The organism is Pseudomonas sp. (assembly GCF_050739775.1).
In the GTDB taxonomy this organism is placed as follows: domain Bacteria; phylum Pseudomonadota; class Gammaproteobacteria; order Pseudomonadales; family Pseudomonadaceae; genus Aquipseudomonas.
Window position 1 is genome coordinate 66372 of the sequence record NZ_JBOICA010000025.1, and the last position, 22324, is coordinate 88695.

Genomic DNA, 22324 nt, shown 5'->3' on the forward strand with positions numbered 1-22324 from the left:
GGTTATGATCGACTGACCGGGTTGTAGCTTTCTTGTAGTTATACTACATGACCGGCGACCCGCCCAGCTAAACGAACCAGGAGAGTGGTGGTATTGACTATCCCTTGCGACATCATGGTGTTCGGCGGCACCGGTGATCTGGCCCTGCACAAACTGCTTCCGGCGCTCTACCACCTGTATCGCGAGAGCCGCCTGCACATTGCCGTACGGATCATTGCCCTGGCCCGGCGCAACCTGCCACGCCGTGAATATCTCAAGCTCGCCGAGCGCCGCTGCCGGGCCCAGATTGCCCGCAACGACTTCGACGAAGATGTCTGGGCACGCTTCTCTGCGCGTCTGGACTACTTCTCCATGGATGCCGCGCAAAGCGCCGACTTCGGTCGCCTGGCACGATTCCTCGGCGAGCCGGGCGGCCTGACCCGCGTCTACTACCTGGCTACCGCGCCGAACCTGTTCGTGCCCATCGCCAACCACATGAAAGTCGCGGGCCTGGCCGATAGCGAAGCACGCATTGTCCTGGAAAAACCTATCGGCCATTCACTGGAGTCGGCCACCGCGATCAACCAGGCCATCGGCGCAGTGTTCGACGAGTCGCAGGTGTTTCGCATCGATCACTACCTGGGCAAGGAAACCGTGCAGAACCTCATGGCTCTGCGCTTTGCCAACGCCCTGCTGGAACCGGTGTGGCGCAACAATCAGATCGATCATGTGCAGATCAGCGTCTGTGAAACCCTTGGTGTGGAGAACCGCGGCGCCTACTACGACCGTGCCGGCGCCACCCGCGACATGCTGCAGAACCACCTGCTGCAACTACTCTGCCTGGTGGCCATGGAGCCGCCCGCGCAGTTCGAGGCGGAAGCTGTGCGCGACGAAAAGGTAAAAATCCTCAAGGCCCTCAAACCCATCGGCGGCCAGGACGTGCAGGACAAGACCGTGCGCGGTCAATACAGCGCCGGCAAGATCGGTGGCCAGGAAGTCCCTGCCTACTATTTCGAGAAAGATGTCGACAACGACAGCGATACCGAAACGTTCGTCGCCGTTGAAGCGCATATAGACAACTGGCGCTGGGCCGGCGTGCCTTTCTATCTGCGCACCGGCAAACGCCTGGCCAAACGCTCCTCGCAGATCGTCATCCAGTTCAAACCGGTACCTCACCGCCTGTTCGAGGGTGATCAGGCCAACCAACTGCTGATCCAGTTGCAGCCTGACGAGCGCATCAGCCTGCAGATGATGACCAAGACGCCCGGTAAGGGTATGCGTCTGGAGCCGGTGGAGCTGAACCTGAACCTGGCCCAGGTGTTCGGCCAGACCCGTCGCTGGGACGCCTATGAGCGCCTGCTGCTGGATGTACTCGAAGGCGACTCGACGCTATTCATGCGCCGTGACGAGGTCGAGGCGGCCTGGGCCTGGATCGATCCGATCCTCAATGGCTGGCAGGAACACTTCCAGGCGCCCAGGCCCTACCCTGCCGGGTCCAATGGACCGGAGCAGGCACATAGCCTGCTGGCACGCCAAGGTAGCGCCTGGCACGGCTGAAGGCTTTTCAGCTCCCGGTGGGCGCCTGGATGGCAAGAAGCAGGCCTTTGCTGCGGGGAGGTCTGCTATCCGATAAAACGGGTCGCGCTACGCCCCAGCAACTCCTTGAATGCACTGGCATCCACGGGTTTGCTGATCAGGTAACCCTGCACTTCGTCACACCCCTGCTCACGCAGCAAGGCCAGCTGCTCCGGGGTTTCCACGCCCTCGGCAACCACTTTCAGATCCAGGCTTTTGGCCATGGCAATGATCGCCCGGGTTATCGCGGCGTCTTCGCTGCCTTCGTGCAGGCCACAAACAAAAGCCCGGTCGATCTTGACGTAGTCCACCGGGAACCGCTTGAGGTAGCTGAGCGATGAATAGCCCGTGCCGAAATCATCGATCGCCAACTTGACCCCGAGCTCATGCAATTGCTCAAACGTGGTGATGATGTGCTCGACGCTGTCGAGTAACTGGCTTTCTGTCAGCTCCAGTTCCAGCAGGTGGGGTGCCAAGCCACTCTCCTCCAGGACCTGGCGCACCAGGCTGACCAACTTGCCCTGACGCAACTGGTACACCGACAGGTTCACCGAAACACGGATCGGCGCCAGCCCTTGACGCTGCCATTCGCAGGCCTGCCAGCAGGCTTGGCGCAGGACGAACTCACCGATGGGGGCGATCAACCCGGTCTCTTCGGCCAAGCCGATGAACTCACTCGGCGGCACCATGCCCCATTGCGGGTGCTGCCAGCGCACTAATGCTTCGGCCGCAAGCAACTGGCCTTGGCGCAGGCACAGCTTGGGCTGGTAGTAGACCAGCAACTGGTTCTCGTCGATGGCCTTGCGCAAGTGGTTCTCCAATTGCAGACGCTCAAGGGTGTTGGCGCGCAGGTTCTCGGTGTAGAACTGGAAGCTGTCACCGCCCAGATGCTTGGCATGCTGTTTGGCCATGTCGGCCTGGCTGACCAGGGCACCCAAGTCGAAGGTGGCATCCGACAGCAAACTGATACCTACTGAAGCGCTGATCACCACCTCATGACCATCCAGACGCTGCGGCACGCGCAACTTGTCCAGCAGGCGCGTGGTCACCCGTACCAGACTGGACAGATTGTTGTAGCCATCGAACAGCACGGCAAACTCATCACCAGACAAGCGCGCCACGGTATCGGCTTCCGGCACCGCGTTGGCGATGCGCCGGGCCATCTTCTTGAGCAGTTGGTCAGCCAGCTCATGACCCAGGCTTTCATTCAGCAACTTGAAGCGATCCAGATCGATGTGCAGCAACGCCAGGCTGCGACCGTTAAGCCTTACCCGCTGCCCGGCATCGTGCAGGCGCAGGCGGAACAGTGCACGGTTGGCCAGCCCGGTCAGTTCGTCGTAATGCGCCAGGTAGCGCAGGCGCTCTTCCGATTCACGGCGAGCCGACAGGTCGGTGAAGAAGCCGACAATATGGCTGATGTTGCCGCGGGCATCGCGCACCCCATTCAATTGCAGCCATTGCGGGTACAGCTCGCCATTCTTGCGTGCTTCAACCAGCTCACCTTGCCAGCGACCCTGCTGTTCCAGGGTCTGTTCGATGGCCAGACTATGCCGTCGCGCGTCGCGGCTGCAAGGCAGCTCCAAGGCGTTGCGTGAGAGCAGCTCTTCACGGGAGTAGCCGGTAACTTCGCAGTACGCCTGATTGACCGCCAACAGCACAAAGTCCGGGTCAAGAATGGCAATGCCTTCGCTGGCCGCCTCGAACACCGTGGCAGCCAAGCGCTGCTGTTCCTCCTGAGCCTTCTGCGCCGAAACATCGCGGCGCGTGCCCAGCATGCGCAGGACCTTGCCATTGGTGCCGTACTCGACAGCCCGGCCGCGGTCTTCAATCCAGCACCAATGCCCCTGGCTATGGCGCACACGGTATTCGACCCGGTAATCCTCGCTACGCCCCTTGAGGTGTTCGACCAACGTGCGCCGTAACAACGGCAAATCATCTGGATGCAGGCGCGGCTTGAGGTCATTGCGTACGCTGCGCACCTGGGCCGGTTCCAGGCCGAACAATTCGCGGAGCTGGGTATGGTGAACCTCATCGGTCTCCAGGTTCCAGTCCCACAGCCCCAGTTCACTGGCCTCCAGGGCCAAGGCCAGACGCTGCTCGCTTTTGCTTAGCGCATGGTTGGCTTGATTTACTCGCGACTCCAGGCCGACCTGAGCCTCGCGCAGTTGCCCCTCGATCAGACACCGCTGCTCAACTTCGCCAGCCAGCGCCTGATTGAGCCGTTCGCTGCGCAGCTGAGCGGTTTGCAGGTGTTCGATCAGTGCCTGGTTCTGGAAGCGCCTGAGCAGGCCACCTTCAATCAGCCGGTTAACCTGCCAGGCCACGACCAACAGAGCCCCCAGCAAAATCAGCCCCAGCCAGCCCCAACCCCATTGCTGTTCGTCGCCACTCCAGAACAAAAAAGCGATGGGTGGTAGCAGGCAGGGCAAGGTGAAACTGAGAAAAGCAGGCAGGCTGACGGCATAGGCAATACTGGCAGACAAGGTCGCCGCCCCCAGCAAGCCGAACACCCAAGCCTGCTGCACAAAGTTATCCACAGGGACCAGGGCAATAGCTGCGCTGGCCAGGGTCAGGCCACTGAACGCCGAGCCCGACAGAAACATTCGCCACCAGGTCGGCTGGGCCTGACGTTCGGGCATGGCCGAATCAAACGCGGCAACCTGGATAACCCTCAGGGCAACCAGCGCCATCAACCAGACCACCCAGACGCTGACCAGCAGGTAGCGCGCCGGGCTCCAAAGCAACCAGGCACAGACCAGGCCATTGAGCAGCATGAACAAGGTAGGCAGCAACGAGCCTTGATAGAGCAGCCGGGTGCGCTCTACCGCCAGTTGCGTAGCGAATTGCTTGCGAATACTCCCGCGTGTCTGCAGTGGCACGCCGACGGAGCCGGAACCAGAGGTCATAGGCAGTGTTCTTGTAATGGTTAGCCCTAAACGTGCACGGAGCATACACAAGCAAGTGCCTGCGCCAAACTGCTCTGGATCATTATTCTGCTGCCCTGATTTCCGACGAAAAGCGCTCAAGCGCGCAGGCCTTGGGCTACAGGCAGATGACCGTCCGGTCATCAGGGCCAAGTTTTTCTACTGTATATTTGCCCAAGGGTTGTCCGCGCCCCTAAAATGGTCCAATGCGCGATGATCTCTCTCTCCTGTTGAACTCCCTCAACGACGCCCAACGCCAGGCCGTAGCGGCCCCCGTGGGTCGTCAGTTGGTCCTGGCCGGTGCCGGCTCCGGCAAAACCCGTGTGCTGGTGCACCGCATCGCCTGGTTGATCCAGGTCGAGCAAGCCTCGCCGCACTCGATCCTGTCGGTGACCTTCACCAACAAGGCCGCTGCCGAGATGCGCCAGCGCATCGAGCAGTTGATGGGCATCAACCCGGCCGGTATGTGGGTAGGCACCTTCCACGGCCTGGCCCATCGCCTGCTGCGTGCGCACTGGCAGGAAGCCGGGTTGAACCAGAACTTCCAGATTCTCGACAGCGACGACCAGCAACGCCTGGTCAAGCGGGTGGTCCGCGAGCTGGGCCTCGATGAACAGCGCTGGCCGGCGCGCCAGGCTCAATGGTTCATCAACGGGCAGAAAGACGAGGGTTTGCGCCCGCAACACATCCAGGCCAGCGGCGACCTGTACCTGGGCACCATGCGCAGCATCTATGAGGCCTACGAGGCGGCTTGTCAGCGCGCCGGGGTCATCGACTTCTCCGAACTGCTGTTGCGTGCCCTGGACCTGTGGCGTGACCACCCGGGCCTGCTCGAACACTACCAGCGGCGCTTCCGTCATGTGCTGGTGGACGAGTTCCAGGATACCAACGCCGTGCAGTACGCCTGGTTGCGTCTGCTGTCCAAAGGTGGCGACAGCCTGATGGTGGTAGGCGACGACGACCAGTCCATTTACGGCTGGCGTGGTGCCAAGATCGAGAACATCCACCAGTACAGCGCCGACTTCCCCGACGCCGAACTGATCCGCCTGGAGCAGAACTATCGCTCCACTGCCGGCATCCTCAAGGCCGCCAACGCCCTGATCGCCAACAACAGCGACCGCCTGGGCAAGGAGCTGTGGACCGACGGCGGCGATGGCGAGCCCTTGAGCCTGTATGCGGCCTTCAACGAACACGATGAAGCGCGCTATGTGGTCGAAACCATCGAGAGCGTGCTCAAGACCGGCCTGGCACGCAGCGACATCGCCATCCTGTACCGCTCCAACGCCCAGTCGCGGGTGCTTGAAGAAGCCTTGCTGCGTGAACGCATCCCCTACCGCATCTACGGTGGCCAGCGCTTCTTCGAGCGCGCCGAGATCAAGAACGCCATGGCCTACCTGCGCCTGCTCGAAGGTCGCGGTAATGATGCAGCGTTGGAGCGGGTGATCAACGTCCCGCCGCGGGGTATCGGCGAGAAGACCGTCGAAGCGATTCGCGACCACGCACGGCACGCCGAAGTGTCGATGTGGGAGTCGATGAACCTGCTGATCGCCAACAAAGCCCTCAAGGGCCGCGCTGCCAGCGCCCTGGCCGCGTTCATCGAACTGATTGAAAACCTCGCCGCCAAGGTCATGGAGATGCCGCTGCACCTGATGACCCAGACGGTCATCGAGCAGTCCGGGCTGATCATCTATCACCAGGAAGAAAAAGGTGAGAAGGGTCAGGCACGGGTAGAAAACCTTGAAGAACTGGTCAGCGCCGCACGCAACTTCGAAACCAGTGAAGAAGACGCCGAACTCTCGCCTTTGGCCGCTTTCCTCGGCCATGCTTCACTGGAAGCTGGCGATGCCCAGGCCGACGAGCACGAAGACAGCATCCAGCTGATGACTCTGCACAGCGCCAAAGGTCTGGAATTCCCCCATGTGTTCCTGGTCGGTATGGAGGAAGGCCTGTTCCCGCACAAGATGAGCCTGGAAGAGCCCGGCCGTCTGGCTGAGGAACGCCGACTAGCCTATGTCGGTATCACCCGGGCCATGCAGCAACTGGTGATGACCTACGCCGAAACCCGACGCCTCTATGGCAGTGAAACCTACAACAAGGTTTCCCGTTTCGTTCGCGAAATTCCGGCGGGGCTGATCCAGGAAGTACGCCTGTCCAACAGCGTCAGCCGCCCTTTCGGCTCCGGTCAGAAGCAAAACACCAGCAGCCTGTTCGCCAACGCGAACATTCCGCAAACCGCCTTCAACCTTGGCCAGCGCGTGCAGCACGCGGTGTTCGGCGAAGGCGTGATCCTCAATTTCGAAGGGTCCGGCGCCCAGGCCCGGGTGCAGGTAAACTTTGCCGAAGGCAGCAAATGGCTGATGCTCGGCTACGCCAAGCTCGAAGCCCTTTAGGTGGGAGCGGGGTTTATTGAGCAAAAGATGGAAACATCTTGGCGCTGGTCATGTGTCCTACAACCTGTGCAACATGGCGCGCGTGCAATCCACAAAACGGGAATACCCTTCTATGCAACGTTTTCTTAGCATCGCCCTGGCGTTGTGCATCGGCCTGACGATGAGCCTCGACGCCAACGCCAAACGCATGGGCGGCGGCAAAAGCTCAGGCGCCGCGCCAATGCACCAGACCCGCCAGGCTGCCCCGGCTACTCCGGCTGCCTCGCCAACCGCTCCAGGTCGCGCACCTGCAGCCGCCAGCGGTGCTTCGCGCTGGCTCGGCCCGCTGGCCGGTATCGCCGCCGGTGGCCTGCTGGCCTCGATGTTCATGGGCGATGGCTTCGACGGCATGCAGATCTTCGACATTCTGATCATGGCGCTGATCGCCTTCCTGGTGTTCCGCTTCATCGCCGCTCGTCGTCGCAAGCAGCAGCCACAAATGGCCGCCGCCGGTCACGCGCCGTTCCAGCGTGAAGCACATCAGCCGACTGCCCAGCCGTCGATTTTCGGTGGTTCTGCCGCGCCCGCCGCTGCTGCCCGTCCGGTGATCAACGCACCGGCGTGGTTCAACGAGCAAAGCTTCCTGGCCGCTGCCCGCAACCACTTCCAGACGCTGCAGCAGCACTGGGATGCCAACGAAATGGACAAGATCGCCGAGTTCGTCACCCCGCAGATGCTGCAGTTCCTCAAGCAGGAGCGTGCGGACCTGGGTGATGGCTTCCAGTCCACCTACATCGACGACCTGAACGTGCAACTTGAAGGTGTCGATGATCGCGCCGACAAGACCATCGCCACCCTGACCTTCAGCGGTGTGTCGAAAACCTCGCGCTTCGATCAGGGCGAAGTGTTCAGCGAAAGCTGGAACATGGAACGCGCCCAGGGCGAAAACCAGCCTTGGCTGGTCGCCGGGATCCGTCAGAACGGCTGATCTTGAGGCATTGCACAAAAAAACCCCGGGCCTGTCCCGGGGTTTTGCTTTTAGCGCAGCGGGCTACTAGGGTATAACGCGCAGCGTGTCGTAAAGGTTAGAGGATAGAACCGTGGAAGAAGTCATCGAACAGCTCCGAGAAGCCAATGAACCGGTACCGGTGCCGCTGGAGTTACCGGACGAAGACCAACTGGTCGAAATCGAAGAAGAGTTGTTCATCAATATTCCATTCGTCTTCAAGGAATTCTTGCTGACGGTCAGCGATGTGGTCTATGGCAGCCTGGAACCCGTTACTGTCACCGATCCGCAGTCGCACACCTACCTGCCAGAGGTGGCGGCCAACGCCTGGGATGCGGGTGTACCGCGGGACCTGATCCCGATCTGCCAAGATGGCGATGATTACTACTGCGTCGAAGAAGATGGCACTGTGGTGCTGTGGTCCGGCGAAGAAGAGATCGTCACCGAAGAAAGCTGGGAGTCGGTCTGGCACTGGGCGCGAGATGTCTGGCTGGAAAGCTGAATGAGAAATACCCTCACAAATTAATGGCCCTTAGCCATTAATGTTCGTAGAATCGCCATGCCTTCCTGTGCGTGGCGATTTCGCTACCGCTCCATCCCCTCGGACATTCGAATCGCCCGCGCAGGAAGCGTTTTGCCCCATCACCCTAGTGGTGATTCTCCTGATGGTTGTCCAGCGTCTCCAGCAAAGCGATCTGCATGCGCGTGTGCACGCGAATGAGCCAGCGCCAGAGCAACGCCACCACGCCCGCCGCCACCACCACGATCAGCATCAGCAACTCACTGGTGGGCAAAATGCTCGCCGAAAGTGCCGACAACAGCAGGAAGATCACCAACAGCGACAACAACGGGATTACTTCGGCAATCACCCGGCGCACCCGCTGGGTATGGCGCCCAGCCATTTCCGGCTTGACGCCCATCTCCGCCAGCAGCATCGACAGCGCCTTGAGCTTGCGATAAGCGGCAATCAGGAATGGCAGCGACAGCAGCAGTGCCGCACCCCAGATCAGCGCCTTCTGCTGGCCCACATCGCTGATCCATTCACCCAGGTAATCACCAATTCGCGCCGCGAAATAGCCACCACTGAAAAAGATCGCCACCACCAATGCCAGATTCACGCCGACCTGCAACAGGATGCGCCGGATCATCGAGGCCAGTAATGCACCCTCGCCCTGCGGCTGAATACTGCGCAGCCACTCACCGTACAACGACAGTACCCGCGCCAGGCGCTGCGGAACGACTTTGGCGAGCTTCAGAGACAAGGGGTCGGCGCCACGGATAAGGTACGGCGTGAGCAGGGTTGTGATGACCGACACGGCCACCGCGACCGGATAGAGAAAGTCGCTGGTAACCTGCAGGGTCATGCCCAGTGCAGCGATGATGAACGAGAACTCGCCAATTTGAGACAGCCCCATCCCCACACGCAGTGAGGTGCGTCCGTCATTGCCGGCGATAAATGCACCCATACCGCAGGAAAGCATCTTGCCCACCACCACAGCAACGGTGATGACCACGATCGGCCAGGCATATTCGACCAGAACCTGCGGGTCGATCATCATGCCGATGGCGACGAAGAAAATAGCGCTGAACAGGTCGCGAACCGGTTCGATCAAGCGCTCAATATTCAGCAACTGTCGAGATTCGGCCATGATTGCGCCGATCAGGAAAGCCCCTAGCACCATGCTGTACTCGAGTTTGACGACCAGCAGGCAGAAGCCAAAACACAGTCCCAGCACCGTGATCAACAGCATCTCGTTGCTTTCAAAACGTGCCACATAGGCCAGCAGCCGCGGCACCAGCAGAATGCCGATGACCAGTGCGACGATCATGAACAGCGAAAGCTTGCCGACGGTGGAGAACACCTCGCCGGAACTCACCGAGCCACTGACGGCGATCCCCGAGAGCAAGGCGATGATGCCGATGCCGAGGATATCCTCGACGATCAGCACGCCGAAGATCAGCTGGGCAAAGCGCTCGTTCTTCATCTTCAGGTCATTGAGCGCCTTGACGATGATGGTGGTCGAGGAAATAGCCAGAATCGCGCCCAGGAACAGCGAGTCCATGGTGCTCCAACCGAACCAGCGGCCGATCTCGAAGCCGATCCAGATCATCAGCACGATTTCCAGGAACGCTGCGATAAACGCCGTGGCACCGACCTTTAACAGCTTGCGCAGACTGAATTCCAGGCCCAGGCAGAACATCAGGAAGATCACTCCGAGTTCTGCGAGGGTCTTGATGGTGTCTTCGTCGTGAATCAGACCAAAAGGTGGAGTGTATGGGCCGATGATAAAACCGGCGACGATGTAACCCAGTACCACCGGCTGCTTGAAACGATGAAAGAGGATGGTGACCACACCAGCGACCAGCATGATCACTGCCAAGTCCTGGATAAAGCTGATGGCATGCACGGCGTGGTACTCCTTACCTTATGACGAAGGACAAACCGCTACTCATCCCCCGGAATTGACTGATTGAGCTGCGAGAACATAGTGTTTTGAATGTAAGAAACCCACCTTGCATGGGCCTCCTCAGGTTAACACTGCCGTCTGTCGCGAAAAGCCGATGCAATAAGTGGAAACAGATCGACCAATTCAACACCGCAAATGGCATAAACAGCGTGACGGCAAGGCCGCTGTCAGCGTCCCGTCTTTAGATGGGAATAGTAATAGGGGAAAGAAGCGTGAATACCAGTCGCCACCCCGCCTCAGCGCAACCTAACCGTGAGCACACTATGGAACCTGGAAACGCCCAACTGTCGATGACCGTCCTGATGACTCCGGACATGGCCAACTTTTCTGGCAACGTTCATGGCGGCACACTGCTCAAATACCTGGATGAAGTCGCCTACGCCTGCGCCAGCCGCTATGCCGGACGCTATGTGGTGACCCTGTCAGTCGATCAGGTGGTCTTTCGCGAGCCGGTGCATGTCGGTGAACTGGTGACCTTTCTTGCCTCGGTCAACTACACCGGCAACACCTCGATGGAGGTTGGCATCAAGGTCGTCACCGAAAACATTCGCGAGCGTTCGGTGCGCCACAGCAACAGCTGCTTTTTCACCATGGTCGCCGTCGATGACGACCGCAAGCCCGTGGCCGTGCCACCGCGCCAACCGGAAAGCAGCGAAGAAAAGCGCCGCTTCCTGCAAGGCAAGCAGCGCCGACTGATTCGCCAGGAGCTGGAAAAACGCTACCAGGAGCTCAAGGGCGACACGCTTTGACAGCTCAGACGCTGAGCCTCGAAGCGCACCCGCGGATGCACGATGCGGTCCTGGGCCCGAACCAGCTCGAGTTCGTAGCTGGCGCAGGCCTGGGTTTCGAGCAGCACCTCATGCACTGCGGCAGCGGTGAATTCGAACGCTGCCAGCCAGTCATCACCCAGCAGCAGGCGGGCCAGGAACAGCCCTGAAGTCAGGTCACCAACACCCACCGGCTGACGCGGGAAGGCCAGCAACGGCCGACGCAGGTGCCAGCTGCCTTCTGCGGTGACCAGCAGCATTTCAAAATCGTCCGCTGCGCGTCCCGGATAGGCCAGATGCTTGACCAGCACCGCTTTCGGCCCACGCTCCAGCAGGCTGCGAGCCATGGCCACGCAATCTTCCAGGGACTCAGGCCGGCGATCACAGAAGCTATCCAGTTCCAATTGATTCGGGCACAACACATCGGCAACCGCCAGCGCTTCTTCCAGTAAAAAAGTACTGACTTCGACCGGTACGATGCAGCCCTTTTCCGGGTGCCCCATGACCGGGTCACATAGGTACAAAGCCTTGGGATTGGCCGCCTTGATCCGCGCTACGCCGCTGAGGATCGCTCGTCCCTGCTCGGCGCTGCCCAGGTAGCCGGACAACACCGCATCGCAATTGCCCAATTCACCGATCGCTGCAATACCTTCTACCAGTGCGGGAATTTGAGCTGGCGCAAGCACTTCTCCCGTCCACTGGCCATACTGAGTGTGGTTGGAGAACTGTACGGTATTGAGTGGCCAGACATTCACACCGACCCGCTGCATCGGGAACACCGCCGCGCCATTACCGGCATGGCCGAAAACTACATGGGACTGGATGGCAAGCAGATGCGGCGTACGTTTCATGCAAGGCTTCCGAAGCAAAGAAAGGAATACAAGGCGCGCAGTATGGCGCTAAAAGCCTCCTGTACGACAGACCTGGGAGGCAGTTAAGCTGGGCATACTTTGTTGGAGCATTTAGCAGATGTTGACCCTGGGTAATCTCTCCGTGCTGATGTTGCTGGCCACCGCTGGCGCCTGGCTGTGGCACAACCACGGATTGCGTGAAAGGCCCTGGAACGGGTCAAGCAGCACTGTGCAAAACTCGATCTGGAACTGCTCGATGGCAATGTGGCGCTCAAGCGCATCGGCTTTGTCCGCGATGCTCAGGGCCGTAAGCGCCTGGCCCGTGTGTATAACTTCGAGTTCACCGTCACCGGCGAGCAGCGCCACCCAGGCACCGTCACCCAATTCGGCGCCCACAGCATGCAGATAGAACTGGCGCCCTACCCGTTCGAAATCAAACCTGCACAGCAGGCCGACAACGTCATCGAAATGAATCAGTGGCGCCAGGATCATAACCGCTGGCGTAACTAGACCCGGCAAGCCCGCATGGCTTGCTGGAGCAGGTTGCGATCTTGAGCCGTCGCGAAAATAAGCTCGATGCGCGAGTCGCGGCGCCACTCGCTGGGCTGCCAGTGCAGATCGCCCTGCCCGGCCAGAGCATTGATCGACTGCCAGCCTTGCGGGCTGTGGATAACCAGCTTGGCCCGGCGCCAACCGAAGTCACGCAAGAACTGTTCGATACGCGAGCGTTCGAGCATCTGCCGTGGATGCCAGCACCAGCCAATACTCCAACCCTCTGCAGCGTCCTGAATGCTGCAAACTGGCTCATGAGGATTTGTCCACAGGGCCGCCATAGGGCCGACTGTATTGGCTGAAACCAACTTATCCACAGTCTCGATTTCACTTGATGCGCGCGCCTGTGTCGGCAATACCGATAACGGCAAGTGCCCTTGCTCGGTCCAGTACAGTGACTGACTAGGCAGCTGTGAACTTATCCACAAGCGCTGCTCGTCATCCAAGCCCTCCGACTTGTTCATCACCAGCAAGCCCGCACTGGCCAGGGCTTGCTCCTGTGCCTCAGGCAAAGCAATGCGCCCTGCGAGTTGCTGAGAATCCAGCACCATTACCGCTGGTTGCACGGCCAACACCCCTTGCCATGGCGGCTGTTGAAGCTGTTCCAGCAACTGCCGCGGATGCCCCAAACCCGAGGGTTCGATAAACAATCGGTGTGGCTTGGCTTTGCGCAGTAAACGGCCCAAACCGACCTGAAAAGGCGTGCCATTAACGCAGCACAGGCAACCACCAGCCACTTCACCCATGGTGATGCCCTGATCATCTGTGCTCAGCAACGCCGCATCCAGACCGATCTGGCCAAACTCGTTGATCAGTACGGCCCAACGCTCATTTGCTGGCCGCTGGGCCAGCAGCTGACGGATCAAGCTGGTCTTGCCGGCACCCAAGGGGCCGGCAATGACGTGGGTAGGAATGTTCTGCAGCATATGACGTTAGGAGCCCTGGGTTTTTGTCACTATGCCTTGATATCAGGTCATCCAGTCAAGACCTTCGCATGCCTGCATCAGGCCGCCTCTTCGTCATACCAAGGACCGAACGGGTCAGGCAGTTGGCACCAGCTGTCGACGCCTCCGAGCATCTCCGCATCGGTCAGCAGGCAGGCGTCCAGTTCAGCCTTCAGCTGGGCGAAATCGATATTCTGACCGATGAACACCAGCTCCTGACGGCAATCACCGCATTCGGCCGTCCAGTTCTTGAGGATTGCCGCGGTACTCTGCTCATCCTGCGGCCAGTGCTGACGCGGTACAAAGCGCCACCAGCGTCCGGCAAAACCATGACGCATCATGCCCCCGGCCTGGGACCAGCTTCCTGCCTCCTGGTGCTTGCTAGCCAGCCAGAAGAAGCCCTTGGAGCGCAGCAAACGGCCATTGCGCCACGGCCTGTTGATAACATCGAAGAAGCGCTGTGGATGCAGCGGTCGACGGGCCTGCCAGGTGCTGGCAGCGATGCCGTACTCCTCGGTTTCCGGCACATGCTCACCGCGCAGCTCCTGCAGCCATCCCGGCGCCTGGGCGGCGCGCTCGAAATCGAACAGACCGGTGTTGAGGATCAACGCCAAAGGTACCTGGCCCATCAGCATCGGTACGATCCGCGCATGGGCGTTGAGGCTACGCAGGATAGCGCTGAGTTCTTCGCGCTCATGGCTGCTGATCAGGTCGATCTTGCTGAGCAGGATCACATCGGCAAATTCCACTTGTTCGATCAGCAGGTCACTGATCGAACGCTCGTCGTCCTCGCCGAGGGTTTCACCATGACTGGCGAGGCTTTCAGCAGCCTGGTAATCGCGCAGGAAGTTCAACCCGTCGACAACCGTGACCATGGTGTCCAGCCGTGCCTGGTCGGCCAGGCTGCGGCCCTGTTCATCACGGAAGGTAAATGTCTCGGCAACCGGCAGCGGTTCGGAAATCCCGGTGGACTCAATCAGCAGGTAATCAAAGCGGCCCTCTCGCGCCAGTCGGCCAACTTCGTCGAGCAGGTCTTCGCGCAGGGTGCAGCAGATGCAGCCATTGCTCATCTCCACCAGCTTTTCTTCGGCACGGTTGAGGCTGACATTGCGTTGCACTTCGCTGGCGTCGATGTTGATTTCACTCATGTCGTTGACGATCACTGCTACCCGCAGGTTCTCGCGGTTGCGCAGGACATGGTTGAGCAGGGTGCTTTTGCCTGCACCCAGAAAGCCGGAAAGTACGGTGACGGGAAGGCGATTGGGCATGGTCAGATCCTCATCAGGGCAGGTGCATTCGTACAATGCATTGGATAATGTTATATTATAACAATACAATTTCGCCAAGCTGCTTTACCTGAACTCGACCAAAGGCCCCCGCGAAGGACACCAAGAAATGAAACTGTTGTGCTTGTCTGCCGCTGCCGTATTGCTGCTGTGCCTACCTGTTGCCTCCGTGGCCATTCCACTGAGCAAGGGCTTGGCGTTCTGTACCCGTAGTGCCACCTTGCTGGTGTGTGGCGATGCTCAAGGTAACTACTACAGCGTGCGTACCGACGGCAGCACAACTTACCTACGCGGCTACGAAGTGGGAGGACGGCGACTGTGGACACAAACCAACAGTCGCTATGGGCAGTTGACCTTTTACACCGGGCTGGCCAGTAACGGTGAAGCCTGGGTGGGTTATAGCCGCAAAGTCGGCTGGACCACTTTCAATCGGGTTTCCAGCTCCAGCGGGCAGCGCTTCAACCTGCGCTGCAATCGCCTGAGCGGCTGCCAGTAATCGCTATCACCACCCAGAAAACGAGTTGTCCATGACCGTACTCACGCTTCCTGATATTGCCGCGCAAGCCATCCACACCTCCTTGCCACTGGACTGGGTCGGCATGTGCAATATCGCCTTGCCGGTGTTGTTTGATGGCAGCACACTGCGCGCAAGTGCCGATGCTGGCGTCAGCCTGGACGATGGCAGCTCTCGCGGCATCCACATGTCGCGCTTGTATCTGGCACTCGAGGTGTTCGAGCAACAACCTTTAACGCCTCTGCTCGTGCATCAGGTATTGGATGGGTTTCTTGAGAGCCATTCTGGTTTATCGACGGGTGCTTATTTGAATTTGCGCTTTGAACTCATGCTCAAACGTCCAGCATTGATCAGCCCGTTGGCGGGTTGGAAAGCCTACCCGGTCACCCTTGCTGCGCAGCTAAAAGATGAAATGTTCCACGTGGAACTAAAAGTCGAACTGGATTACTCCTCTACTTGCCCTTGCTCGGCAGCCCTGGCCAGGCAATTGATTCAACAACAATTCCTGACCGACTTCGGTAACCGTGCCCTCAGCCATGAAGCTGTACTCACTTGGTTGGGCAGCGCCCAAGGTGTGGTGGCGACGCCTCACAGTCAGCGCAGTGTGGCGCAATTGCAGATACGCTTGAAACAAGGGGCCAGCGAACTACCGATCACGGCACTGATTAATCAGGCTGAGGCCGCGCTAGGCACCGCCGTGCAGACTGCCGTGAAACGCGCAGACGAACAGGCCTTTGCCTTGGCCAACGGCCAGAACCTGATGTTCTGCGAAGACGCCGCTCGACGCCTGCACCTGACCCTGCAACGCCTGACCTGGCTGAGCGGTTTCGCCCTGCGCGTGGAACATGCTGAAAGTCTGCATGCCCACGATGCGGTCGCCCACAGCCAGTGGCACTGGTAACGCTCAATGAGTTCTAGGTCCGCGGTTTGACAGCCCCGCAGTCGTTGCCCAGCCACACGGCCCGGGTGTTCATGCTGCCCTGCTGCTGAACGCCAGAGGCGTTGAATGTGCCGTTGACCTTGGTCAGAAACTCACGATCGCTGAGGAACTGCGCCTCACCGTTACCCTGCGCTTTCGGGCAGCTGAAGGTGAACTTCCAGACACTGCCGTTGCGCTCGGTGACCTTCTGGGTGCAGCCGGACTTCGGGTCCTGCAGCGGGATATCGTCAGTCTTCACCTGCTCGGGCGTAAGGCATGAACGCACGCCTTGACCCGCCACGCTGATGCCTTGCTTGGCCAGGCCACCCTCGATCATCGCCCGTTGTTCAGGCGGCAGGTTCTTCAGCTGGCCGAGCATGAAGCCCATGTCCGGCAGCGGCTTGCCATCGACCTGCATATTACTGGTGGTCAGTTCCCATAACCCCGGTTGCAACATCTGCGCATGCACCAACGGGCTCGCCAGCCCCAGAACCAGTGCCAGCATCGGCAGACGACTATTCATGTAATGACTCCTCGAAACTCCAGCCCCAAGCTGGAACACAGCTTAGACGTCAATTTGTCCTTTCGGTTGCAAGTGCAGTATGTAACATGCTCTGTTAGAGGCAGTGCCTTTGGACAGCAGGATGCGTATGGATTTCCACAGCCCCTACTTCTTCGGTTACATCATCGCAGCGCTGCACTTGCTCGGTGCTATCGCCGCCATGCATGCGGTGCTCACCGTGCGCACCGCCCAGGGAGCAATTGCCTGGGCCTTGTCACTACTGTTCATCCCCTACTTCACCTTGATCCCTTACCTGGTGTTTGGCAGCCGGACGTTCGACGCCTACATCCAGGCGCGGCGCCAGGCCAACCGAGAAATGCAGGTGGCCATGGCCGACCTCAACTGGCGGCCCTGGGTGGAAGAGGCCCTGGCCGCAAGCAACTCCGAATCCTATGGAGCACTGCGGGCCATGCCCAGGTTGGGCCGGATGCCGTGCCTGGCGAACAACCAGGTGCGCCTGCTAATCGACGGCAAGACAACATTCGACGCCATCTTCGCCGCTATAGATCAAGCACGTGACACGGTGCTGGTGCAGTTCTTCATCATCCATGACGACAAGCTGGGACGTGCCTTGCAAGCCTTGCTGCTGAAGAAAGCCGCCGAGGGAATAAACGTCTATGTGCTGTACGACCGGGTCGGCAGCCACGCCCTGCCCGGCACTTACAGCCAGACGCTGCGCGATGGTGGTGTGAACATCCGCGCCTTCGCCACACGACGGGGCTGGTTCAATCGCTTTCAGGTCAACTTCCGCAACCATCGCAAGATCGTCGTGGTCGATGGCTTGCTGGGTTTTCTCGGCGGGCACAACGTCGGCGACGAGTACTTGGGTGAAAAGCCAAAGCTCTCGCCTTGGCGCGATACTCATGTGCAAGTCAGCGGGCCGGTGCTGGCCTGCCTGCAGGAGTCCTTTGCCGAGGACTGGTTCTGGGCTGCTCGCCAGCTACCGCCGCTGATCCTGCCCGACACTTACCCCGAAGATGGCGTTCTCTGCCAAGTGCTGGCCAGTGGTCCGGCCGACCCACAGGAAACCTGTTCACTGTTCTTCGTCGAAGCTATCCATTCGGCACGGGAGCGCCTGTGGATCACCAGCCCCTACTTCATCCCCGATGAAGCGGTGTTCGCTGCCTTGCGCCTGGCAGTGTTACGTGGGGTGGATGTGCGCATCCTGCTGCCTTCGCGTGCCGACCATCGTATCGTCTACGCCGCCTCCAGCCTATTCGCATTCGAGGCGGTGCGCGCCGGCGTGAGGATGTTTCGTTATGGTCCGGGGTTCCTGCACCAGAAGGTGGTGCTCATCGATAACGAGATCAGTGCCATCGGCAGCGCCAACTTGGACAACCGTTCGTTCCGCCTCAACTTCGAAGTGATGCTGCTGACCATCGACCGCGACTTCGCCGAGCAGGTCGAAGTCATGCTCATCCATGACTTCGACCAGGCCCGAGAGATCAGCACCGAAGACAGCCAGGACACCCATCGCCTGCAACGACTGGGGATGCGTATTGCGCGGCTGATTTCGCCGATTCTCTGAACGTTTAGCGGTAGAGGTCCTCGCGTGTCAGCGGTAGGTCATGATGGCCGTCGGCAAAAGGTTTGACCGCGAGGATCTGATGCAGGTTTATCCAGCCCTTGGCGAAGGCATAGGAGCAGCCGGCCAGGTACAGGCGCCAGATGCGCAGGGCCTTCTCCGGCACTAGCGTCGACGCTACATCCAACTGGTTTTCCAGGCGGTCACTCCAGTGTTTGAGCGTGCGCGCGTAGTGCAGGCGCAGGCTTTCGACATCGACAATCTCAAGGCCGGCATGGCTGATGCTGGCCGAGATCATCGACAAATGCGGCAGCTCGCCGTGAGGGAACACGTAGCGTCCGATGAAACTCCCCGCACCCCGCCCTACCGGACGGCCGTCCACATGCTTGGCGGTGATGCCGTGGTTCATCACCAGGCCACCTTCGCGCACGGCCCCGAACAGATGCTGGCAGTACAACGCCAGGTTGGCATGGCCGACGTGCTCGAACATGCCGACACTGACCACCTTGTCGAAGCGGCCATCCTGAGGAATGTCGCGGTAGTCGAGAATCTTCAGCTCCACCTGGTCTTGCAGACCTTCGGCCTTGACTCTCTTACGGGCCAGCTTGAGCTGCTCCTTGCTCAGGGTGATACCCAGCACCTTGGCGCCAAACTCCCGTGCGGCAAAGCGCGATAAACCACCCCAACCGCAACCCACGTCGAGCAGGTAGTCGCCCTTCTGCAAGCGCAACTTGCGGCACAGGTGCTCGAACTTGTTCTGCTGGGCCTGCTCCAGGGTGTCCTGTTCAGTTTTGAAGTAAGCGCAGGAGTAGGCCATGTCCTGGTCCAGCCACAACCGGTAGAAGTCGTTGGACAGGTCGTAGTGATAGGAAATCGCCGCCGCGTCAGTAGCCTTGTCGTGTTCACGACGCACCGGCTCGTCCTCGACTTCATGCTTGAGCAGGGCTTCACTGAGCTCATCGCAAACCCGGATTACCTCACCGATGGTGCCCTCCAGCTCCAGCTTGCCTTCGACGAAGGCTGCGCCCAATTGGTCCAGGCTCGGATGGGTCAGTTGGGTGATCAGTTGTGGATCCTTGACCACGATGGTGACCTGCGGCGTGGGGCCCAGATCGAACTCATGACCATCCCATAGCTTCAAACGCAGTGGCAGTCGCAGGCTTTGCAGAGCAAGTGGAAGTTGCGCAAGCATGAAATAAGCCTCCCTTTCTTCATCGGACGTCACTACAAAAGGGTAGTTCATCTGTCGCAGGTTTCAGCTTATCGAGACCATTGTCTGGCCCTGCACCCCCATTCCAGACCCTCGGAAGGCGACTGAGCGGAACGAGAAATTGTATACAATTCATCGCCTGGCAGACTAATCTTGGCGCCATTGTCGATTCTTCATCCTGGAGTACAACAATGAAAACCTATGATGTGGTGATCATCGGCGGCGGCCCGGGCGGTTATAACGCCGCTATCCGTGCCGGCCAGCTGGGCATGAGCGTGGCCTGCGTGGAAGGCCGCTCAACCCTGGGCGGCACCTGCCTGAATGTCGGCTGCATGCCCTCCAAGGCACTGCTGCATGCTTCGGAGCTGTATGAAGCGGCGGTAGGCAGCGAGTTCGCCAACCTCGGTATCGAGGTCAAGCCCACCCTGAACCTCGCCCAGATGATGAAACAGAAGGACGAAAGCGTTACCGGCCTGACCAAGGGCATCGAGTTTCTGCTGCGTAAGAACAAGGTCGACTGGATCAAGGGCTGGGGCCAACTGGCCGGCCCAGGCCGGGTCAATGTCAGTGCCGAAGATGGCAGTGTCACTGAGCTGCAGGCCAAGGACATCGTCATCGCCACCGGCTCCGAACCAACCCCGCTGCCGGGTGTGACCATCGACAACCAACGCATCATCGACTCCACCGGGGCCCTGTCGCTGCCCAGCGTGCCCAAGCACCTGGTGGTGATCGGCGCCGGGGTGATCGGCCTGGAGCTGGGTTCGGTGTGGCGTCGCCTGGGGAGCCAGGTCACCGTGATCGAATACCTCGACCGCATCTGTCCGGGTACCGACGAAGAAACCGCCAAAACCCTGCAACGCGCGCTGGCCAAACAAGGCATCAGCTTCAAGCTGGGCAGTAAAGTCACTCAGGCCAGCGCCTCAGCGGATGCAGTCAGCCTGAGCCTGGAACCTGCCGCAGGCGGCGCCAGTGAAAATCTGCAAGCGGACTATGTGCTGGTCGCCATCGGCCGTCGCCCCTATACCAAGGGTCTGGGCCTGGAAAGCGTCGGACTGGAAACCGACAAGCGCGGCATGCTCACCAACGAACAGCATCGCTCGGCCGTGCCGGGGATCTGGGTGATCGGCGATGTCACCTCCGGCCCGATGCTCGCGCACAAGGCCGAAGACGAAGCGGTTGCCTGCATCGAGCGTATTGCTGGCAAGGCCCATGAGGTCAACTACAACCTCATCCCCGGGGTGATCTACACCCGCCCGGAACTGGCCAGCGTCGGCAAGACCGAAGAGCAGCTCAAAGCCGAAGGACGGGCGTACAAGGTCGGCAAGTTTCCCTTCACCGCCAACAGCCGGGCCAAGATCAACCACGAGACTGAAGGCTTTGCCAAGGTTCTGGCCGACGCCAACACCGACGAGGTGCTGGGCGTGCACCTGGTCGGCCCGAGTGTCAGCGAGATGATCGGCGAATTCTGCGTGGCCATGGAGTTCTCGGCCTCGGCCGAAGACATCGCCTTGACCTGCCACCCACACCCGACCCGTTCTGAAGCCTTGCGCCAGGCGGCGATGAACGTCGAAGGCATGGCCATGCAGATCTGACCTCAGTCAGCCTGCACCCCTGCCCTGCTCACCTGTGGTGCTGGTCGCCGCAGGTGCAGCAACAGGTGCGCAAACAAGCCGAAGATCAACCCCCAGAACGCCGCCGACAAACCGAGGAATGACATCCCCGAGGCCGTCACCAGGAAGGTGATCAACGCCGCCTCGCGATCACTCGGCACACTCATCGCCCCTGCCAGTGCCCCAGCAATGGCGCCGAACAAAGCCAGCCCCGCCAGCGCCGCGATCAAGGCGGCCGGAAAGGCGCTGAACAGCGACACCAGCGTCGCCCCGAACACCCCCAGCAGCAAATACAACACACCACCACAGACACCCGCCCAATAGCGTTTGAGCGGATCGTCATGTGCTTCGCGGCCGGTGCAGATGGCCGCAGTGATGGCCGCCAGGTTCAGGCCATGACAACCGAATGGCGCGAGGATCAAGCTGGTGAGCGCATTGCTGGCGATGATCGGGCTGGCCGGGGTTTGATAGCCGTCATTGCGCAACACGGCGATGCCCGGCACGAACTGCCCGGTCAATGCCACCATCACCAACGGCAGGCTGATGCTCAACAAGGCATTCCAGCTGAACACCGGCGTGGTCCACACCGGCGTGGCCAAGCCCACCACCAGCGCCGAGCTGTTCATTTCGCCGCTGAACACGGCAATGCTCACCCCGCACACCAGCACCGCCAACACCGCATAGCGCGGAGCAATGCGCTTGAACACCAGGTAGCTGACGAACATCGCCAGCACCAGCAACGGCTGTGACTTCAGCGAGGTAAACAATCCGGTACCGAAACTGAACAGGATGCCCGCCAGCATAGCCGCGGAGATGGCTGGAGGCAGCTTTCCGACAATACGGTCAAAGGCGCCCGACAGCCCCACCAGCAGGATCACCAGGTTAGCGACGATGTAAGCACCTACCGCTTCGGCAAAAGCGATATCCGGTAACAGCGCCACCAGCAAGGCCGAGCCCGGCGCTGACCAGGCAATCACCAAGGGCACCTTGAAGCGCAGGCTGAGCACCACGCCCAGGACGCCGCTGCCGATGGAAATGGCCCAGACCCACGAAGACAGTTCGGCCGCCGACAGCTGTGCGCTATGGGCGGCCTGGAAGATGATCACCAAGGGGCCGGCGTAGGAGATCAGAGTGGCAATGAAGCCGGCGACCAAGGCAGAGAGGGAGAAGTCCTGGAGAATTATTTTCATTGGATCATCCAGTAAATGGCTTCTGAAAAGCAGCGCGGGGCAAGCCCGCTCCCACAGGTAATGACATTGTGGG

At 60.0% G+C, this 22324-nt stretch carries 17 protein-coding genes and 1 pseudogene; 10 read left to right on the forward strand and 8 right to left on the reverse strand.

What is annotated here, in order from left to right; genetic code table 11:
• Positions 1–93: 93 nt before the first annotated feature.
• Positions 94–1536 carry a glucose-6-phosphate dehydrogenase gene (gene zwf, locus ACRESH_RS14810; protein ID WP_431742707.1) on the forward strand — a complete coding sequence of 481 codons (1443 nt, stop codon included), beginning with the start codon at positions 94–96 and terminating at the stop codon, positions 1534–1536.
• A gap of 65 nt (positions 1537–1601) precedes the next feature.
• On the opposite strand, the gene ACRESH_RS14815 is transcribed toward zwf, so the two are convergent.
• On the reverse strand, positions 1602–4460 hold the full coding sequence (locus tag ACRESH_RS14815) for a putative bifunctional diguanylate cyclase/phosphodiesterase (RefSeq protein ID WP_431742708.1): 2859 nt from the start codon (positions 4458–4460) through the stop codon (positions 1602–1604).
• Positions 4461–4684: 224 nt separating this feature from the next.
• On the opposite strand from ACRESH_RS14815, the gene uvrD reads away from it, so the two are divergent.
• The 3 genes from uvrD to ACRESH_RS14830 all read left to right on the forward strand — a co-directional run bounded on the left by uvrD (position 4685) and on the right by ACRESH_RS14830 (position 8355).
• Positions 4685–6868: a DNA helicase II gene (uvrD, locus tag ACRESH_RS14820; RefSeq protein ID WP_431742709.1), complete on the forward strand. Its 2184-nt coding sequence runs from the start codon at positions 4685–4687 to the stop codon at positions 6866–6868.
• A 112-nt stretch (positions 6869–6980) separates the two neighbouring features.
• Entirely contained in the window at positions 6981–7835 is an 855-nt protein-coding gene (locus tag ACRESH_RS14825; RefSeq protein ID WP_431742710.1) for a Tim44 domain-containing protein, read from the forward strand.
• A gap of 112 nt (positions 7836–7947) precedes the next feature.
• The gene (locus ACRESH_RS14830) at positions 7948–8355 is read left to right on the forward strand and encodes an SMI1/KNR4 family protein (RefSeq protein ID WP_038616029.1); all 408 of its coding nucleotides are present in this window, start codon (positions 7948–7950) and stop codon (positions 8353–8355) included.
• A 145-nt stretch (positions 8356–8500) separates the two neighbouring features.
• On the opposite strand, the gene ACRESH_RS14835 is transcribed toward ACRESH_RS14830, so the two are convergent.
• Positions 8501–10261: a cation:proton antiporter gene (locus tag ACRESH_RS14835; protein WP_431742711.1), complete on the reverse strand. Its 1761-nt coding sequence runs from the start codon at positions 10259–10261 to the stop codon at positions 8501–8503.
• Between the two features lie 323 nt (positions 10262–10584).
• Between ACRESH_RS14835 and ACRESH_RS14840 the strand changes: the two genes are divergently transcribed.
• Entirely contained in the window at positions 10585–11070 is a 486-nt protein-coding gene (locus ACRESH_RS14840; protein ID WP_157190576.1) for an acyl-CoA thioesterase, read from the forward strand.
• Here ACRESH_RS14840 and pdxY read toward each other — a convergent pair.
• On the reverse strand, positions 11040–11939 hold the full coding sequence (pdxY, locus tag ACRESH_RS14845; RefSeq protein WP_431742712.1) for a pyridoxal kinase PdxY: 900 nt from the start codon (positions 11937–11939) through the stop codon (positions 11040–11042). The genes ACRESH_RS14840 and pdxY overlap by 31 nt on opposite strands.
• A 118-nt stretch (positions 11940–12057) precedes the next feature.
• Here pdxY and ACRESH_RS14850 point away from each other — a divergent pair.
• Positions 12058–12449 (forward strand): annotated as a pseudogene (locus ACRESH_RS14850) (DUF3301 domain-containing protein).
• On the opposite strand, the gene ACRESH_RS14855 reads toward ACRESH_RS14850, so the two are convergent.
• Complete coding sequence (locus ACRESH_RS14855) at positions 12446–13417, reverse strand: CobW family GTP-binding protein (RefSeq protein WP_431742713.1); 972 nt, start codon at positions 13415–13417, stop codon at positions 12446–12448. The pseudogene ACRESH_RS14850 and the gene ACRESH_RS14855 sit on opposite strands and share 4 nt — an antisense overlap.
• Before the next feature lie 77 nt (positions 13418–13494).
• On the reverse strand, positions 13495–14703 hold the full coding sequence (gene zigA, locus ACRESH_RS14860; protein ID WP_431742714.1) for a zinc metallochaperone GTPase ZigA: 1209 nt from the start codon (positions 14701–14703) through the stop codon (positions 13495–13497).
• A 127-nt stretch (positions 14704–14830) separates the two neighbouring features.
• Between zigA and ACRESH_RS14865 the strand changes: the two genes are divergently transcribed.
• Positions 14831–15217 carry a glutamine synthetase gene (locus ACRESH_RS14865; RefSeq protein ID WP_431742715.1) on the forward strand — a complete coding sequence of 129 codons (387 nt, stop codon included), beginning with the start codon at positions 14831–14833 and terminating at the stop codon, positions 15215–15217.
• Positions 15218–15248: 31 nt separating this feature from the next.
• Entirely contained in the window at positions 15249–16136 is an 888-nt protein-coding gene (gene folE2, locus ACRESH_RS14870) for a GTP cyclohydrolase FolE2 (RefSeq protein ID WP_431742716.1), read from the forward strand.
• 13 nt (positions 16137–16149) lie between these two features.
• Here the strand turns inward: folE2 and ACRESH_RS14875 are convergent, their stop codons facing one another.
• Positions 16150–16677 (reverse strand): DUF3617 domain-containing protein, encoded by a 528-nt coding sequence (locus ACRESH_RS14875; RefSeq protein ID WP_431742717.1) that lies wholly within the window; start codon positions 16675–16677, stop codon positions 16150–16152.
• A 127-nt stretch (positions 16678–16804) separates the two neighbouring features.
• Here ACRESH_RS14875 and cls point away from each other — a divergent pair, with 127 nt between their 5' ends.
• Entirely contained in the window at positions 16805–18244 is a 1440-nt protein-coding gene (cls, locus tag ACRESH_RS14880) for a cardiolipin synthase (protein ID WP_431742718.1), read from the forward strand.
• Between the two features lie 4 nt (positions 18245–18248).
• On the opposite strand, the gene cfaB is transcribed toward cls, so the two are convergent.
• Positions 18249–19433, reverse strand: coding sequence for a C17 cyclopropane fatty acid synthase CfaB (gene cfaB, locus ACRESH_RS14885; protein ID WP_431742719.1), 1185 nt, complete (start codon positions 19431–19433; stop codon positions 18249–18251).
• 209 nt (positions 19434–19642) lie between these two features.
• Between cfaB and lpdA the strand changes: the two genes are divergently transcribed.
• Positions 19643–21043 (forward strand): dihydrolipoyl dehydrogenase, encoded by a 1401-nt coding sequence (gene lpdA, locus ACRESH_RS14890; RefSeq protein WP_431742720.1) that lies wholly within the window; start codon positions 19643–19645, stop codon positions 21041–21043.
• Between the two features lie 2 nt (positions 21044–21045).
• Here lpdA and ACRESH_RS14895 read toward each other — a convergent pair whose 3' ends face one another.
• Positions 21046–22251, reverse strand: a complete 1206-nt coding sequence (locus tag ACRESH_RS14895) for a benzoate/H(+) symporter BenE family transporter (RefSeq protein ID WP_431742721.1) — start codon at positions 22249–22251, stop codon at positions 21046–21048.
• Positions 22252–22324 lie beyond the last annotated feature (73 nt).